The 15061-nt window shown below is 62.8% G+C and carries 13 protein-coding genes; 8 read left to right on the top strand and 5 right to left on the bottom strand.

Features of this window, described 5'->3' with window-relative positions; genetic code table 11:
• Positions 1 to 4: 4 nt before the first annotated feature.
• Positions 5 to 2815 (bottom strand): GNAT family N-acetyltransferase, encoded by a 2811-nt coding sequence (locus WBA38_RS10595; protein ID WP_424322661.1) that lies wholly within the window; start codon positions 2813 to 2815, stop codon positions 5 to 7.
• The gene (locus tag WBA38_RS10590; RefSeq protein ID WP_424297298.1) at positions 2808 to 4019 is read right to left on the bottom strand and encodes an acetoin utilization protein AcuC; all 1212 of its coding nucleotides are present in this window, start codon (positions 4017 to 4019) and stop codon (positions 2808 to 2810) included. The genes WBA38_RS10595 and WBA38_RS10590 overlap by 8 nt, the downstream gene beginning before the upstream one ends.
• Positions 4020 to 4222: 203 nt before the next feature.
• On the opposite strand from WBA38_RS10590, the gene WBA38_RS10585 reads away from it, so the two are divergent.
• Positions 4223 to 4909, top strand: a complete 687-nt coding sequence (locus WBA38_RS10585; protein ID WP_424297292.1) for an iron dependent repressor, metal binding and dimerization domain protein — start codon at positions 4223 to 4225, stop codon at positions 4907 to 4909.
• Between the two features lie 9 nt (positions 4910 to 4918).
• Here the strand turns inward: WBA38_RS10585 and WBA38_RS10580 are convergent, their stop codons facing one another.
• The gene (locus WBA38_RS10580) at positions 4919 to 6031 is read right to left on the bottom strand and encodes a DUF4192 domain-containing protein (protein WP_424297290.1); all 1113 of its coding nucleotides are present in this window, start codon (positions 6029 to 6031) and stop codon (positions 4919 to 4921) included.
• Between the two features lie 212 nt (positions 6032 to 6243).
• On the opposite strand from WBA38_RS10580, the gene WBA38_RS10575 reads away from it, so the two are divergent.
• The 3 genes from WBA38_RS10575 to WBA38_RS10565 are packed head-to-tail and all read left to right on the top strand — an operon-like array spanning position 6244 to position 8597.
• Positions 6244 to 7026 carry an ABC transporter ATP-binding protein gene (locus tag WBA38_RS10575; protein WP_424297288.1) on the top strand — a complete coding sequence of 261 codons (783 nt, stop codon included), beginning with the start codon at positions 6244 to 6246 and terminating at the stop codon, positions 7024 to 7026.
• A gap of 2 nt (positions 7027 to 7028) precedes the next feature.
• Positions 7029 to 7802, top strand: coding sequence for an ABC transporter permease (locus WBA38_RS10570; RefSeq protein ID WP_424297287.1), 774 nt, complete (start codon positions 7029 to 7031; stop codon positions 7800 to 7802).
• Between the two features lie 9 nt (positions 7803 to 7811).
• Complete coding sequence (locus WBA38_RS10565) at positions 7812 to 8597, top strand: MerR family transcriptional regulator (RefSeq protein WP_424297285.1); 786 nt, start codon at positions 7812 to 7814, stop codon at positions 8595 to 8597.
• Here the strand turns inward: WBA38_RS10565 and WBA38_RS10560 are convergent.
• Positions 8590 to 9153 carry a hypothetical protein gene (locus WBA38_RS10560; protein ID WP_424322660.1) on the bottom strand — a complete coding sequence of 188 codons (564 nt, stop codon included), beginning with the start codon at positions 9151 to 9153 and terminating at the stop codon, positions 8590 to 8592. The genes WBA38_RS10565 and WBA38_RS10560 overlap by 8 nt on opposite strands.
• Before the next feature lie 203 nt (positions 9154 to 9356).
• On the opposite strand from WBA38_RS10560, the gene WBA38_RS10555 reads away from it, so the two are divergent.
• The gene (locus WBA38_RS10555) at positions 9357 to 10361 is read left to right on the top strand and encodes a proteasome assembly chaperone family protein (RefSeq protein WP_424297281.1); all 1005 of its coding nucleotides are present in this window, start codon (positions 9357 to 9359) and stop codon (positions 10359 to 10361) included.
• A 1-nt stretch (position 10362) separates the two neighbouring features.
• Entirely contained in the window at positions 10363 to 12531 is a 2169-nt protein-coding gene (locus WBA38_RS10550; RefSeq protein ID WP_424297296.1) for a DEAD/DEAH box helicase, read from the top strand.
• Here WBA38_RS10550 and WBA38_RS10545 read toward each other — a convergent pair.
• The gene (locus tag WBA38_RS10545; RefSeq protein WP_424297280.1) at positions 12528 to 13478 is read right to left on the bottom strand and encodes a hydrogen peroxide-inducible genes activator; all 951 of its coding nucleotides are present in this window, start codon (positions 13476 to 13478) and stop codon (positions 12528 to 12530) included. The two genes, WBA38_RS10550 and WBA38_RS10545, sit on opposite strands and share 4 nt — an antisense overlap.
• 140 nt (positions 13479 to 13618) lie before the next feature.
• Between WBA38_RS10545 and WBA38_RS10540 the strand changes: the two genes are divergently transcribed.
• Together WBA38_RS10540 and WBA38_RS10535 are read left to right on the top strand one after the other, a co-directional pair.
• Complete coding sequence (locus tag WBA38_RS10540) at positions 13619 to 14206, top strand: peroxiredoxin (RefSeq protein ID WP_424297278.1); 588 nt, start codon at positions 13619 to 13621, stop codon at positions 14204 to 14206.
• A gap of 71 nt (positions 14207 to 14277) precedes the next feature.
• Positions 14278 to 14808 (top strand): alkyl hydroperoxide reductase, encoded by a 531-nt coding sequence (locus tag WBA38_RS10535; RefSeq protein ID WP_424297276.1) that lies wholly within the window; start codon positions 14278 to 14280, stop codon positions 14806 to 14808.
• Positions 14809 to 15061 lie beyond the last annotated feature (253 nt).

The following is a 15061-nucleotide window of genomic DNA, read 5'->3' as shown; positions in this document are numbered from 1 at the left end:
GGCTTTATCCGAGCCGTCGAGGCCCGGTGTCCGCCAAGGTGGGCACCGGGCCGACGCGTATCTGTGAACCGAGGACGGCGATACCGTCGGGTGAAGTCAGGATCGGATCGAGGCGCAGTTCGCGAATTTCCGGGACAGCTTCGACGAGCGCCGAGACTCGCTGAAGGAGGTCGACCAGCGTTTCCGGATCAGAGTTGTCTTCGGCCAGCAGGGTGCGCACGCTCGGTTCGTCGACCAGTCCCCGCGCATCGTGCTCGGTGATCGGAATCGACCGCACGCTGCGGTCGCCCAGCGCCTCGAACAGGCGGCCGGACAGCCCAAAGGAGATCAGCGGGCCAAACGACGGACTATCGGCGACTCCGAGATACATGCCGACACCCTTCGACGCCATCTTCTGCACCTGCAGCGTCTTCTCACCGGTCAGTGCCTGCAGTTCGCTGAACGCCGAGACCACCGCCGTTGCATCGAGCAAGTCAAGGCGAGCCCCCTCGCGGTCAATACGACTCACCCAGGTGGGCGACGGCGACTTCACGACGACGGGGAATCCCAACTCGCGGGCCGCTGCCGACGCCTCATGCATCGTCGACACATCCCGGAATGGCACCACTTCAATCCCGTACTGAGCCAACACGAAGGCGGCCTGCCGAGCGGTCAGATCGCGGGCACCGTCTTCCCCCATCACCTCGCGCACGTAGCTGCGGGCGTCCTCTGGCCTGGCTTCGGGGATCAGGGCGGGCTGCTCTTTGGGTCGCGCCCGCCACCGTGCGTAACGGTGCGCCTGCGCTAGCGCACTCGCCGCACGCTCGGGTGTGGGGTACGACGGGATCGACCCCCGAACCGGGAGGCCATCGGGCCCGGTCCTCGACAGGCCCGGTGGCACGCCTTCCACCGCGAGGAAGGTCGTCACGATCGGTTTGGTGGGCACGTCGCCACCATCGGCAGGGCGCGCCGCTTCCATCAACCCCAACGCGTAGTCGGCAGAGTCGACGGCGACCGGCGGAACGAACACGACGATTACGGCATCGACATCATCGTCCGTCATCGCTTCGGAAACTGCCGTCGCCAGTTGTTCGTGAGTGACAGCCGGCCCCAAGTCGACCGAGTTGACGACATCCAGGCCCGAGGTCCGCGCGGTATTGGCCGCGAGCGATGCAATCACCGACGAGTTTCCGACGATGGCCGTCCGCGGTCCCGTCGGCAGTGGCTGGTACGCCAAAACGGTTGCGCAGTCGAACAACTCGGCGATGGTTTCAACCTGAATGACACCTGCCTGTTCGAGCACCATTTGGGCTACCCGGTCATCGCGGACCGGCCCGGTGCGTTGGGCGTGGACCGGCGACATGGCCCCGCTCCCCGACTTGATCGCAACGATCGGCTTCTTCAACGCGACGCGGCGCGCGATGCGGCTGAACTTGCGGGGATTACCGAAACTCTCCAGGTACAGGAGCACCACATCGGTGTCGTCGTCGCTGTCCCAGTACTGCAGCACGTCGTTGCCAGACACATCGGCACGGTTACCTGCCGAAACAAATGTAGACAGGCCGATCTGTCGATGCGCTGCGGTATCGAGAATGGCGATTCCGAGGGCACCGGATTGGCAGAAAAAGCCGACCCGCCCGGCACCGGGAATCCGCGGTGCCAGGGAGGCATTGAGTGCTATCTCGGAGTCGTTGTTGACGACGCCGAGGGCGTTGGGGCCCACCAGTCGCATGCCGTGTGCACGCACCTGCTCGGCGAGTCGCTTCTCGTTCTCCAACCCCGCTTCGCCCCGTTCACCGAAACCGGCCGACACCACCACGAGGGTCCGGACACCCTTGGCCATACAGTCGTCGAGCACTTGGTCGATGCTGGCCGCGGGCACGGCGATCACCGCGAGGTCGACGGGATCGGGAATGTCACTGACTGTCGGATACGAGCGAATACCGCGGACCGACGGCGGAGCGGTTGGCCGCACGGTATGTGGTGCGGGGACTCCGAAAGGCCGCTGTCCTTCTGGCTCCTCGGGCGGCTTGGTTGCGCCATTGACGGGAAACACCGGGCCGGTGAAGCCCGCCGACAAGATGTTGGCGAGCAAGACGTTGCCGACTTTCTGCGGATCCGTCGATGCGCCGATTACCGCCACCGATTGGGGGCGCAGCAGATTGGCTATGCTCCGCGCTTCGGATGCGCGTTCGCGCGCATTACGCACCACCGTCAGCGCCTCGGTCGGGTCGATGAGGAACTCCACATGCACGGTGCTGCCGTCGAAGGCTCGCGAGATCTGGTAGCCAGCGTCACGGAAGACCGCGACCATGTTCGGATTCTCCGAGAGCACTTCGGCTTCGAAACGAGTAAAGCCGTTTTCGGCCGCAGCACCCGCTAGATGTTCCAGGAGAATCGGGCCCAGACCACGTCCCTGGTGATCGTCGGCCACCACAAAGGCCACTTCCGCCGAGGTGGGCTTGTTGTCGGCGGCAAGTCCCTCGTACAGTCCCATCGCAATGATTCGGTCACCCAGGAACGCCAACAGGGCGACGCGATTGCGGTAGTCGACGGTCGTCATCCGCACCACCTCGCGGGCGGGCAACGTCGGCGTGGGACCGAAGTAACGCATGTAGCGGGTGCGTTCACTGAGTCCGTTGTGGAACTCGACAAGTCGGTCGGCGTCGGCGGGCAGGATCGGCCGCAAGTGAACGACGCCGCCGTCAGAGGCTAGGACATCGGCGGCCCACTGTCGCGGATACTCGCGGGGAACCTGAGATTGAGCGGTTTCGTCGGCCGTTGACGCGGCCGCGTCGTCACTGGAGTGGTCGAGTGCGTCGGCTTTCTCAGTCACGAGGGTCCTCCGGATCGAGACCGTGCAGCGGGAACACTGCGCGGCGGGTGGCAAGAATGGCCTGGTCGGTTTGGCGCTGTGTCGCCTCCGACACGCCTGGTGGGGGTTCGCCGCCGGCATCCCCGTCCCAGCGCACGAAGTCGGTGACGCCACCGTCTCCCATCGTGGCTTCCGGCGGGCGTGCGTAATCGGGGTGGACGGTCTTCGACAGGTCTTGGGCGCCGGTGATCCAGTCCTCATCGATCTGCGCGGTCGGGTCGATGTCCTTGTCGAGCGCGGAGGCAATCAGGTGTGTCCAACTTCGCGGCACCACATTCACCACCCCGTAGCCGCCGCCGCCGACGGAGAGCCAGCGACCCTCGCAGTAGCGATCGGCGAGGTCGCGGAGCGCTCGGATCGCGGCAGCATGTCCGTCGACGGTGAGGGCCAAATCGGTCAGCGGGTCGTCGCGATGGCTGTCGACTCCCACCTGCGTCACCAAGATCTGCGGCGCAAACGCCTCGATCATCGATGGCACAACCGCATGAAATGCGCGCAGCCACAACGAGTCCCCGAGGCCCGGCATCAGTCCGACGTTGACTGCGCTGCCGCCAGCGTCAGCGCCACCGGTCTCGGTGGCCCAGCCTGTTCCCGGCCACAGTGTCGCGGGATGCTGATGCAACGAGATCGTCATAACGCGCGGATCGTCGACGAACTCGGCTTGCACGCCGTCGCCGTGGTGTGCGTCCACGTCGATGTAGGCGATGCGATCGTAACCGTGGTCAAGGAGCCAGCGGATGGCGATCGAACAGTCGTTGTAGATGCAAAAGCCCGCGGCATGGCCTTTCATCGCGTGGTGCATGCCGCCGCCGATGTTGACCGCGCGCTTCACCCGACCCGAAGTAATGGCGGCGGCTGCCGCGACCGTGCCGCCGACCAGCATCGATCCAGCCTCGTGCATCCCCTCGAAGATGGGGTTGTCGGTGCTCCCCAGGCCGAACAGCCGCTCCAGGAGCGGCCCGTTGCTGGCCATCTTGCCGTGGCTAACCGCCCGCACCGCGTCCACATAGGGTTGCGTGTGCACCGTCGTGAGGAGTTTGTCGTCAACCGGGAGTGGTTCGACGGTCTCGACATCGTCGAGTACCCCGAAGCTTCTAGCAAGCGACATCGTCAGCGCCAGCCTGACCGGACTCATGGGGTGGGTATGCGCCCACTTGTAGTCCATGAAGTGTTCACTCCAGATAATTGCCGCGTCAGTCACAGTCGCCCCATTCCTGCTCGCCCCGGATTCTCCGGGAGCGCACTAGGTTCACGCTATCGGTTTCCCCTGCCACGCTAACGGTTTCACGCCCGCTCGGGACCGCGTCAGGTGCCCCGCATCCAACTACCACCAGGTAGCCTGGAGTCAGGCGAAAGGACAGAGTCTTCGTGAACGATCTTGTCGACACCACAGAGATGTATCTGCGGACGATCTACGACCTGGAAGAGGAGGGGATCATTCCGCTGCGGGCGCGTATCGCCGAGCGTCTAGAACAGAGTGGCCCAACCGTCTCCCAAACGGTGGCGCGCATGGAGCGCGACGGCCTGTTGCGCGTCGCTGGCGACCGGCACTTGGAACTTACCGAGAAGGGCCGCACGCTGGCCGTGTCGGTGATGCGGAAGCATCGCCTGGCCGAGCGGCTGCTCGTTGACATCATTGGCCTCCCGTGGGACGAGGTCCATGAAGAAGCGTGCCGTTGGGAGCACGTCATGAGCGAGAACGTAGAACGCCGCATTGTCGCGGTGTTGGATAATCCAACGACCTCGCCGTACGGTAACCCGATCCCCGGCCTCGACCAGCTGGGACTGTCGCTAGCTGCGACCGAGGACAAGGCTGTCCGCCTCGTGGACTTGCCGCAAGGCGACAGTGCCGTTGTCATCGCCCGGATGTCCGAACACGCCCAGGCCGACCCCGAACTCGTCGGAGAGCTGCGCCAGGCAGGTGTCGTTCCCAATGCCCGAGTTTCGGTCACCGTGACCCCGCACAGCGTGACTCTGATGACCCCGGGACACAGCGGTTTGACGTTGTCGTCAGAAATCTCTCACGCAATCTTCGTCACCCCCAGCAAGAATTAACTGCGCGGACTATCCCGCCGCCGCGAACACCGGCGGCGGGAGTTCGGCACCGAGACGCTCGGCGATGTCGTAGGCCAATTCGGCCAGACCGCTGAGCTCTTTCGGTCGCATCCCGTTAAAGAGCGCGGTATCGAGCAGGTTAGCTAGGTTGTATTCGGGGTCGGCGTCGTGTGCCGTTTGGAAGGCAATCCCCGCGTAGGCTCCCTCGCCAGCCATGTAGTGCAGATAACCGAGCAAGGTCGCCGCTGCCGCCCGAGCTGGCGCAGGCAGCCGCTTGGTGAGGGTCCGCCAGAAATCTTCGCACGTGCCGCGCAGCCCGGTGAGGCTGAGCCCCAATAGGGCATCGCGCACATGAATCGACACCAGCGCCTCGGCCAAGCCATTCAGGTCCTCGCAGCTCAGATGAGTGTCGCCGCCATCGAAGCGAGAGATTGTCGCGAGGGTGAAGGCCAGCCCGCGGGCATCGGAACGGCCAGGGACGTGACGGGTTGGCTGCGGTGACTGAGCCCGACACTCTTCGTCCGCACAATGGGGTTCGGGTTCAAGGAGAGCAGCGATTTCTGAGCGACTCGACAAGATGCGCCGCCCCGTATTGACCGCGCGTTCCAAGGCCGTAGGCGATGCGTTCGGATCACTGAGCGTACCCGTGTCCGGGAGCTCCCCCTCGAATGGAAGGACGCAGGCAGCCTCAGTCGGTGGACGCCAAATGGTGTGCCATTCCGCGCCCAGTGCTGCCTTGTTCATCGCAAACACTGCGGACATCCCACCGGCCTTTCGGAAGCTCTTTTCGGCAACCTCGGCCACCTTGCGATACCGCTTGTCTGTCGGCGGGTAACGATCATCGATGATCACCGCTACCGTTCCGGCGGCGTCGTACGACTCCGCCAGGGTTCCGAGAGTGCCGAAAAGTTCCCGCATCCCGGCCGACGGGAATCCGCTTTTGGTGAGGAAGAGGTCATGGCGCATGGTGGCCGAGACGGTTCGGCGATCGCGGAAGGCCACCAGCACCACTGACTGTTCAGGGACGAAGCCGAGCAGACCGGGCACGGCCGCCAGCAGAATTCCAGGATCGGGCATCGGGTTGGTGTGACCGCCGGGTTGGATACTCAGTGAATTTGTCATTCACCAAGGCTGGGCAGTTCCGCGCCGCAGCGGAACGGCTAACGACAAGTGTGGATTAGGAGAGCGTCAATCCACAGTTCCACCTGGGGAAATGCGCAACGGCAAATAGTTTCACTCGACGGCTTGACCTTGATGCAGCATCAACCGCGCATCCTGTTTTGGCAACGGCGTCACAACGCCCTGTCCGACGCAGAAAGTCAGGTATCGCCACCATGAACTCACCGAGCACCACCAGCTCCCCGGCTATCCGCGTTCGGGGCCTTGAGAAGGCATACGGCGACGTCAAGGTACTCACCGGTGTCACCTTCAACGTGCCCCGCGGCCGAGTGGCCGCACTCCTCGGCTCCAACGGCGCGGGCAAAACCACTCTCGTCAGGATCCTGGCCACACTGCTCCCTTCCGATGCTGGCACAGCAGAGGTCAATGGGTTCGACGTGCGCTCAGGCGCACGACATGTCCGTGAGTCAATCAGCCTCACTGGCCAGTTTGCCGCCGTCGACGGCCTCCTAACCGGGCGCGAAAACCTCACCATGATCGCCAAACTCCTCCGCGTCGAGAACCCCGCGAGCAGCACCGACCGGCTTCTCAACCGGTTGGGACTCACCGAAGTCGCCGACCGACGAGCCGCCACCTACTCCGGTGGAACCCGTCGTCGCCTCGACATCGCCATGAGCCTCATCGGAAACCCGGCAGTGCTTTTCCTCGACGAGCCGACGACCGGCCTCGACCCGCAACGGCGCCTCGAAGTGTGGAAGGTGATCGATGATCTTGCCAAAGCCGGCACGACCGTCCTCCTGACCACCCAGGACCTTGGCGAGGCCGAGACGCTCGCCGATCGGGTCTACATCTTGCACGAGGGACGGATCGTCACCGAAGGCACCGTCGACGAACTCAAACGACTGCTGCCCCCACCGAAAGTCGAGTACGTCGAACGGCAACCGACCCTGGAGGACGTCTTCTTCGCCATCGTCGGCACCGCATCGAACGGAGAGTGATCATGTCCACCGACTTCCTCAACAGCACCGCCGTGTTGACGGGCCGCACGCTGAAGCACGTAACTCGCAGTCCCGACACGATCATCACCACGGCAGTGATGCCGATCGGCATCATGCTCCTTTTTGTCTTCGTGCTCGGCGGTGCGATCACCACCGGCCCACCGTCCGGCCAGGACCACTACATCGACTACGCCGTACCGGGTGTCTTGCTGATCACGGTTGCGATGGGCATCTCATACACCTCCTATCGTCTGTTCATTGACTTGCAGGAGGGCATCATCGATCGATTTAGCTCGATGCCGATCGCCCGCTTTGCCCCCATTTGGGCGCATGTCATGACTTCGGTGGCGGCCACCTCGGTCTCTGTCGTCGCCGTCATTGCCGCCGCGTTGCTCGTCGGGTTCCGTTCCGGCGCAGATGTTCTCGCCTGGATCGTCGTTGCCGGACTGCTCCTGCTGTTTACCCTCGCCCTCACCTGGGTTGCGGTAGTTGCGGGCCTGCTCGCGAAGACCATCGACGGTGCCAGCGCATTGTCGTATCCGCTGATCCTGTTGCCCTTCCTCAGTTCGGCGTTTGTGCCGACAGCGTCAATGCCGGCTCCCGTCCGATGGTTTGCCGAGCACCAACCGGCGACGTCGATCGTCAATAGCATCCGCGATCTGTTGACAGAGCAACCTGTCGGCGATGAGATCTGGGTGGCCGTGGCCTGGTGCGTCGTCATTTTCGTTCTCGGCTTCGTCGGTACGATGGGCGTATACCGATGGAAGTCGTCATAGGTCGAGGTGATGACCATGCTCACCATCAGCCAGGTCGCGTCGTACGCGGGCGTAACGGTTGCCGCTGTTCGGCACTACCACCGTGTGGGCCTGCTGCCCGAGCCGCCGCGTGATGCCTCCGGCTACCGGCGGTACGACGCCGCGGCGGTCGTGCGTTTGATCCGGATTCATGTCCTGGCCAGTGCCGGGGTCCCGCTCGCGCAGGTTGAGAGCATGCTTGACGCCGATCAGGCGTCGTTCACTACGGCGATCAAGGCGATCGACCGACAGCTGGATGGCGAAATCCAGCGCCTGCAAGCCACCCGCACACGCCTGGCGAAACTCGCGGCGGGCGATCACTTGGCTCTGCCGCAGTGCGTCGTCGACTACCTGGCTCGGCTTCGTTCCCTCGGGCTCAGCGAGGACTTCGTCGCACAAGAACGCGACGCGTGGATCGTGGTGTCGGCCCAGGTTCCTGAGCAAATCAACGCGATCATCGCGCAAAAACACCGGGATCTGGACGACCCGGAGATGGTGCAGCTATATCGACTTCTCAGTACCGCCGCAGACTGGTCAAGCGACGATCCCCGCCTGACGGAGGTCGCCGATCTGTTGGAAGAGATCTTGAATCGAGTCATGGCCGCGGGCGGCGTCGTTGAGCCTGACTTGGATGATCGGTTAGTCGCCTTTCTTGACGCCACGATGGTCGCTGCGGCCCCGGCGGCAGCACAGTTGCTAACCCTCTTGGAACAGCGGGGATGGACCGGTTGGACCCGCATGGAACGACGCTCCGAGCCATCCCCGTCAACTAGCTGAAAGCGCTCCTACGCGCGGCTTCGAAGAGCTTCTGGGTCGCAGCCAATTCGTCGGCCCCCAACTCTGCGGTACCGGTGCGACGATTTTGCACGTACACGCGAACATCGCCCTGCTGAGCAACAAATTCGGTGACAGCGGTCTGCGGCGTCGTCGTCGATTCCGGCCCCATACGGATCATGCGGTCCAGACGCACGGTGTTGTTCGAGGCATCCAGATCAGACGTCTTCGTCTCAATCTGGGAGGCAAGTGTGCCACCGAGGACAAACGACGCGCAGCGTTCAGCTTGCTCGACAAAAGCGTGAAAATCGTCCGTGGAGCGAACAACCAAGGCGGTCAGGGTGCCACCGGCTGGGCCACCGGGTCCAACGCGAACTTGAGCCGTCCCAGCATCGACGGCCGCGGGAGTGCAGTTGGCGGGATTGTTCTGGCCCCTGAGCGGGCGGAACGTGATGTCGGCGAGCACGCCGGGAACCTGAGCGGCCGGGACCTGTTGCGCTGGCCCGTAAGGGAAATCAGCGTTGGACACCGCCTTCGACGACAGGTCAGGCGGACGCACGGGCTCCCCCGAGACAGAACAAGCTGAAACTGCTGCAGCCAGAACTGCCACAGTCGCCACGACTTTCACTCCAGCAACAACACGCACACTGGCCAGTGTGCCACTACTCTCGGGGGGGCTGCGGGAATGACCCGCCGGGTATCCACGTTGAATACACCGGGTCCTGTACTGGACAATAGGTAGTTACATCGAAGGGAGAGACCATGGACGAGCAGTCACCAGACGCACGCGGGCTCTACGATCTCGAATTCCCGGTCCCCGTCGTGCACAGCAACGACGGCGAAGGACCAGTCCTTATCCACGCACTGGAGGGCTACGCCGACGCCGGTCACGCCGTGGCGGTCGCAGCGACCCACCTGCGCGAAGCACTCGACTCCGAGTTGGTCGCGACATTTGATGCCGACGAACTGACCGACTATCGGTCCCGTCGACCAATGATTTCGTTTAGCGGTGCGGAATTCGACGGCATCGACATGCCCAAGCTCACGGTGCACGCAGTTCGCGACAACTCTGGCGTCCCGTTCCTGTTGCTTGACGGCCCCGAACCCGACCTGCGCTGGGAACAGTTCACCGATTCGATCCTCGCGCTCGCCAAATATTTCAGTGTTTCGCAGGTGGTTGGGCTTAACTCGATCCCGATGGCGGTTCCCCACACCAGGCCCGCTTCCATCACTGCGCACGGGAACGACCAAGAAGCCCTTGGCGACCTCAACAGGTGGGGCAACCCGATGAAACTGCCCGCCAGTGCATCAATGCTGCTGGAACTTCGCCTCGGCGAAGCCGGGTACCGGACCGCCGGGCTCTCGGCCCACGTTCCGCATTACCTCGCCCAAGCCAACTACCCGGGAGCTTCGGCGGCGCTTCTGCACGCCATCAGCAAGGTCGCCGGGCTTGACCTGCCGGTCTCCGCTCTCGAGAATGCCGCGCAGCAAATGCGCGAGCAGATCGACGGTGAAGTGGCATCGAATGAGGAAATTGCCTCGGTTGTCACGTCGCTGGAAACGCAGTACGACGCGTACATGCGCGCCAAGGACGAGCAGGTATCGCTGCTCGCTGCCGACCAGGACGTCCCGTCGGGTGACGAGTTGGGCGCAGAGTTCGAGAAGTTCCTCGCCGAGCATGCCGCTGAGTTCAATGGGAGCGCCAGCGACAACCCAACACCGGAGATCATCAATCCAGACGACAGCAATCCCGAGGACGTGAACTGAGCTGAGTACGCCCGAGCTGACGAGCGACGACACTTCCGCGTTAACGCCCACCACTGACGAAGATCTCGCCTTCGAGAGATTCACGACGTGGTGGGCGTCGCGCGGGATCGGGTTGTACCCCCACCAGGAGGAAGCCCTCCTAGAGTTGGTTTCGGGCAGCAACGTCATCCTGGCGACCCCGACCGGATCCGGGAAGTCGCTTGTCGCCTCGGGGGCCATCTATTTCGCGTTAGGCCGCGGTAAGCGCGCCTACTACACCGCGCCGATCAAAGCACTGGTCAGTGAAAAATTCTTCGACCTGTGCGAACAGTTCGGCGCCGAGAATGTCGGACTGTTGACCGGCGACGCCTCGGTGAATGTTCATGCACCCATCGTGTGTGCGACCGCCGAAATTGTCGCCAATATCGCCCTGCGCGATGGCCCCAATTCTGACATTGGCGTCCTGGTAGCCGACGAATTCCACTACTACGGGGAATCGGATCGCGGATGGGCATGGCAGGTACCGCTCATCGAACTGCCGGATCCGTCCGACGACGTCGCAGCCGCCGAGCAGCCGCAGTTTCTACTCATGTCGGCCACCCTTGGGAGCACTGACTTCTTCGTCGACGACCTCACGAGACGCACCGGTCGCACGACCGTCGCCGTTACCGGCGCGGAGCGACCAGTTCCACTGCAGCACAGCTATGCGATGACCCCGATCCACGAGACCATCGCCGAACTGATCGACATTGGCCGGGCTCCGGTCTACGTTGTGCACTTCACTCAGCAGGCGGCCGTCGAACGCGCGCAGTCGTTGCTGTCGGTGAAGATCGCCACCAAGGAAGAAAAGGCGGCGATTGTCGAAGCGATCGGCGATTTCCGTTTCCAAACCGGATTTGGCAGCACGCTGTCGAAGCTGTTGCGGTCGGGCATTGGTGTCCACCATGCGGGGATGCTCCCTCGCTATCGACGGCTAGTCGAACGATTGGCGCAGGCGGGACTGCTGAAAGTCGTCGCTGGCACCGACACCCTGGGCGTCGGCATCAATGTCCCCATCCGGACCGTGCTTTTCGCCGGGCTCACCAAGTACGACGGTCAGCGCGTGCGCCGACTCAAGGCCCGCGAGTTCCATCAGATTGCCGGTCGGGCCGGTCGCGCTGGCTTCGATACGGTCGGTTATGTCGTCGCGCAGGCCCCCGAGCACGATGTCGAGAATGCGCGTGCGATCGCCAAAGCTGGTGACGACCCCAAAAAGCTGAAGAAACTGGTCCGACGCAAGGCCCCGGAAGGCTTCGTCAGTTGGGGCGAGCAGACATTCATGACCCTGGTCGACGCTCCCGACGAAGAGCTCAGGTCGCATTTCCGAATGACAACCGCGATGTTGATGGAAGTCTTGGAGCGACCGGGCGACTGCTTCGCTGCCATCCGGCATCTGCTTGAGGACAATCACGAACCACGGTCGCGGCAATTGCGACACATCAAGCACACGATTGCGCTGTACCGCGACCTGCGAGACACGGGAATTGTCACCAAACTCGATGCCCCCGCAGCCGACGGGAAGTACGTTGAGTTGTCAATCGACCTGCCAGAAAACTTTGCGCTGACCAATCCCCTGTCAGCATTTGCTGTCGCCGCCTTCGAACTACTCGACACCGCCTCGGACACCTACGCTCTCGACGTGATTTCGATCCTGGAATGTACGCTCGAGGACCCTCGCCAGGTTCTGATGGCTCAGCGCAAGCAGGCCCGCGACGTCGCGATCACCGAAATGAAAGCCGAAGGCATCGAGTACGACGAGCGGATGGAACTGCTCGAAGAAGTCACCTGGCCGCAGCCCCTGGCCGAGGAAATTGGATTCGCGTACGAAACCTATCGGCGCGGGCATCCATGGCTGGCGAATACGCCGCCGTCTCCCAAGTCGGTTCTGCGGTACATGCGCGAGCGGTCGATGACGTTCACCGAATTTGTCTCCGACCTGGGCTTGGCGCGCAGCGAGGGGGTGGTCTTGCGGTACCTGACCGACTGTTATCGCGCGTTGAACAGCGGGCTGCCGATGTCCGCTGTTACCGATGAGATCGAAGACATCACCGATCAGTTGGGTGATTTGATCCGTGACGTCGACTCCAGCCTGATCGACGAATGGGCCGCGCTCGCCGAGGCTGACGCCGAGGCCGCGCAAGCTCGAAACTAGCCAGCGAGGCTTTGGGTTTCTACCGTCACGGCACCGCTGGCGTCGACCAATTCGGCGATATCGTCGGCCAACTGGCGATACGCTTCGCCGCGACCGGAGGATTCACGATAGACGAGACCAATGCGGCGTCCGGGGCGTGGCACGGAGAACTCTGCGGTAGCCAAACCACCCGCGGCAGTTTCCACCGCGACCGCTGTCTTCGGAATGAGCGTCACCCCGAGTCCACCTTCGACGCACTGAACAGCTGTCGTCAGCGAGGCCGCGCGGGTCTGCCGAACGTCGGGCGAGATGCCCGCGAGTTGGCACACTTCGAGGGCTTGATCGCGTAGGCAGTGGCCTTCGTCAAGTAGCAACAGGGGCAGATCCTCCAGCATCTTCGGCGCCAGTGCCTCCTGGCCGGCCAGCGGATGCCCCTGCGGCAATGCGAGAACAAAGTCCTCGTTGTACATCGGAAGTTCGCCCATTCCGGGCGCGCCAGCGGGAAGCGCAAGGATTGCCGCATCGAGGGCTCCGTCTCGCAGCTGCCCCAGCAGACGGTCCGTCTGATCTTCCACCACCAGCAGGTTGAGGTCGGGTCGACGCTGCCCAAGACCCTTCAGCAGTCGGGGCAAGATGTAGGGGGCGATCGTCGGAATTAGGCCGAGGCGAATGGTCCCGGTTAGCGGGTCGAGATCTCCCGCGGCGTCGTGCATGAAGTCGTCGACCGTGTCGCAGACAGCGATGGCCGATCCGAGAAGTCGTCTCCCCTCTGCGGTCAACATCACACGACGAGTGGTGCGTTCGACGAGCTTCAGACCCAGTCCGGCTTCCAAACCAGCCAAAGACTGCGACAGTGACGGCTGACTAACGCCCAGCGCTGCGGCAGCAGTTCCGAAGTGTAAATGCTTGGCCACGGCCACAAACGCACGCAGCGCGGTGACAGGCGGCTGATAACTTTGATCGTTCATACCTATCAATATAGTGACTGTTATCGCATTTACTTTTCACTGGGTCTAGTCCAGAATAGATAGTGCAGGCGGGAGGACGACCAAACCCCAGCCCACAAACCTTTTTCAAGCACACCCACCCACATTGAAGGAGTTCAACAATGGCCCTGTTGACCATCGGCGACCAGTTCCCCTCATACAACCTGACCGCAGTAATCGGCGGCGACCTCTCCAAGGTTGACGCACAGCAGCCCGACGACTACTTCACCACCGTCACCAGCGATGACTACGCAGGCAAGTGGCGCGTCGTGTTCTTCTGGCCCAAGGACTTCACCTTTGTGTGCCCCACCGAGATCGCTGCTTTCGGCAAGCTGAACGAAGAGTTCGCTGACCGCGACGCACAGGTTCTGGGCGCTTCGGTCGACAACGAGTTCGTCCACTTCCAGTGGCGTGCACAGCACGAAGACCTGAAGACCCTCCCCTTCCCGATGCTCTCGGACCTGAAGCGTGAACTCGCCGAAGCCGCAGGCGTCCTGAACGCCGACGGCGTTGCCGATCGCGCAACCTTCATCGTCGACCCGAATAACGAGATCCAGTTCGTGTCGGTCACCGCAGGCTCGGTCGGCCGCAACGTCGACGAGGTTCTGCGCGTCCTTGACGCTCTGCAGTCGGACGAACTGTGCGCATGCAACTGGAAGAAGGGCGATCCGACGATCGACGCTGGCGAACTGATGACCGCCGGTGTCTAGTCTGGGCCTCCCCCAGAGCTAGTCGCTAGCGCGCCGCCTTTTCGTCACCACGATCTGACAAGGACTCGAACATGAGCATCGACAACCTGAAGAACGCCCTTCCCGAGTACGCCAAGGACCTCAAGCTAAACCTGTCCTCGATCAGCCGCACCACGGTGCTGAACGAGGAGCAGTTGTGGGGCTCGCTGCTGGCCACCGCCGCAGCGACTCGCAACGCGACGGTGCTGCGCGAGATTGCCGACGAGGCCGCTGACAACCTGTCGGCGGAGGCTTACAACGCCGCCCTCGGTGCCGCTTCGATCATGGGGATGAACAATGTGTTCTACCGTGGCCGCGGCTTCCTCGGCGGCAAGTACGACGACCTGCGCCCCGGCCTGCGGATGAACATCATCGGCAACCCCGGCGTGGACAAGGTGAACTTCGAATTGTGGTCGCTCGCCGTGTCAGCGGTTAACGGCTGTGAGCACTGCGTTGGTGCGCACGAGAACGTTGTCCGCGAAGGCGGTCTCGATCGCGAGGCTGTGTTCGAGGCCCTCAAGGTCGGTTCGATTGTCGCCGGTGTTGGCCAGGCAATCACGATTGCGGAAACACTCATTCCGTAATTTTTAGCCCCGGCGTGGGTTAGCTCGGCATTAGCGGGCCCGGAACATCTCAGATGTTCCGGGCCCGCTAACTTTGTTCATCCGCCGAACCCCCAGCCCGAACTTCGGGCCTTCGGTCTGTGAAAAATAACGAAAACAGTGAAGGAGGACCGGACGCACTTCGCATCCGATCCTCCGTGAACTAGCAGGTAGAGGCCGTACCTCGGACCTCGGCCCGATCTTGAACCATATTTCAGACCACCTCCGTTCACTC

The sequence above is a fragment of the Gordonia sp. (in: high G+C Gram-positive bacteria) genome (assembly GCF_049647785.1).
Classification (GTDB): Bacteria; Actinomycetota; Actinomycetes; order Mycobacteriales; family Mycobacteriaceae; genus Gordonia.
This window is presented reverse-complemented; position numbering and strand designations above follow the sequence as displayed.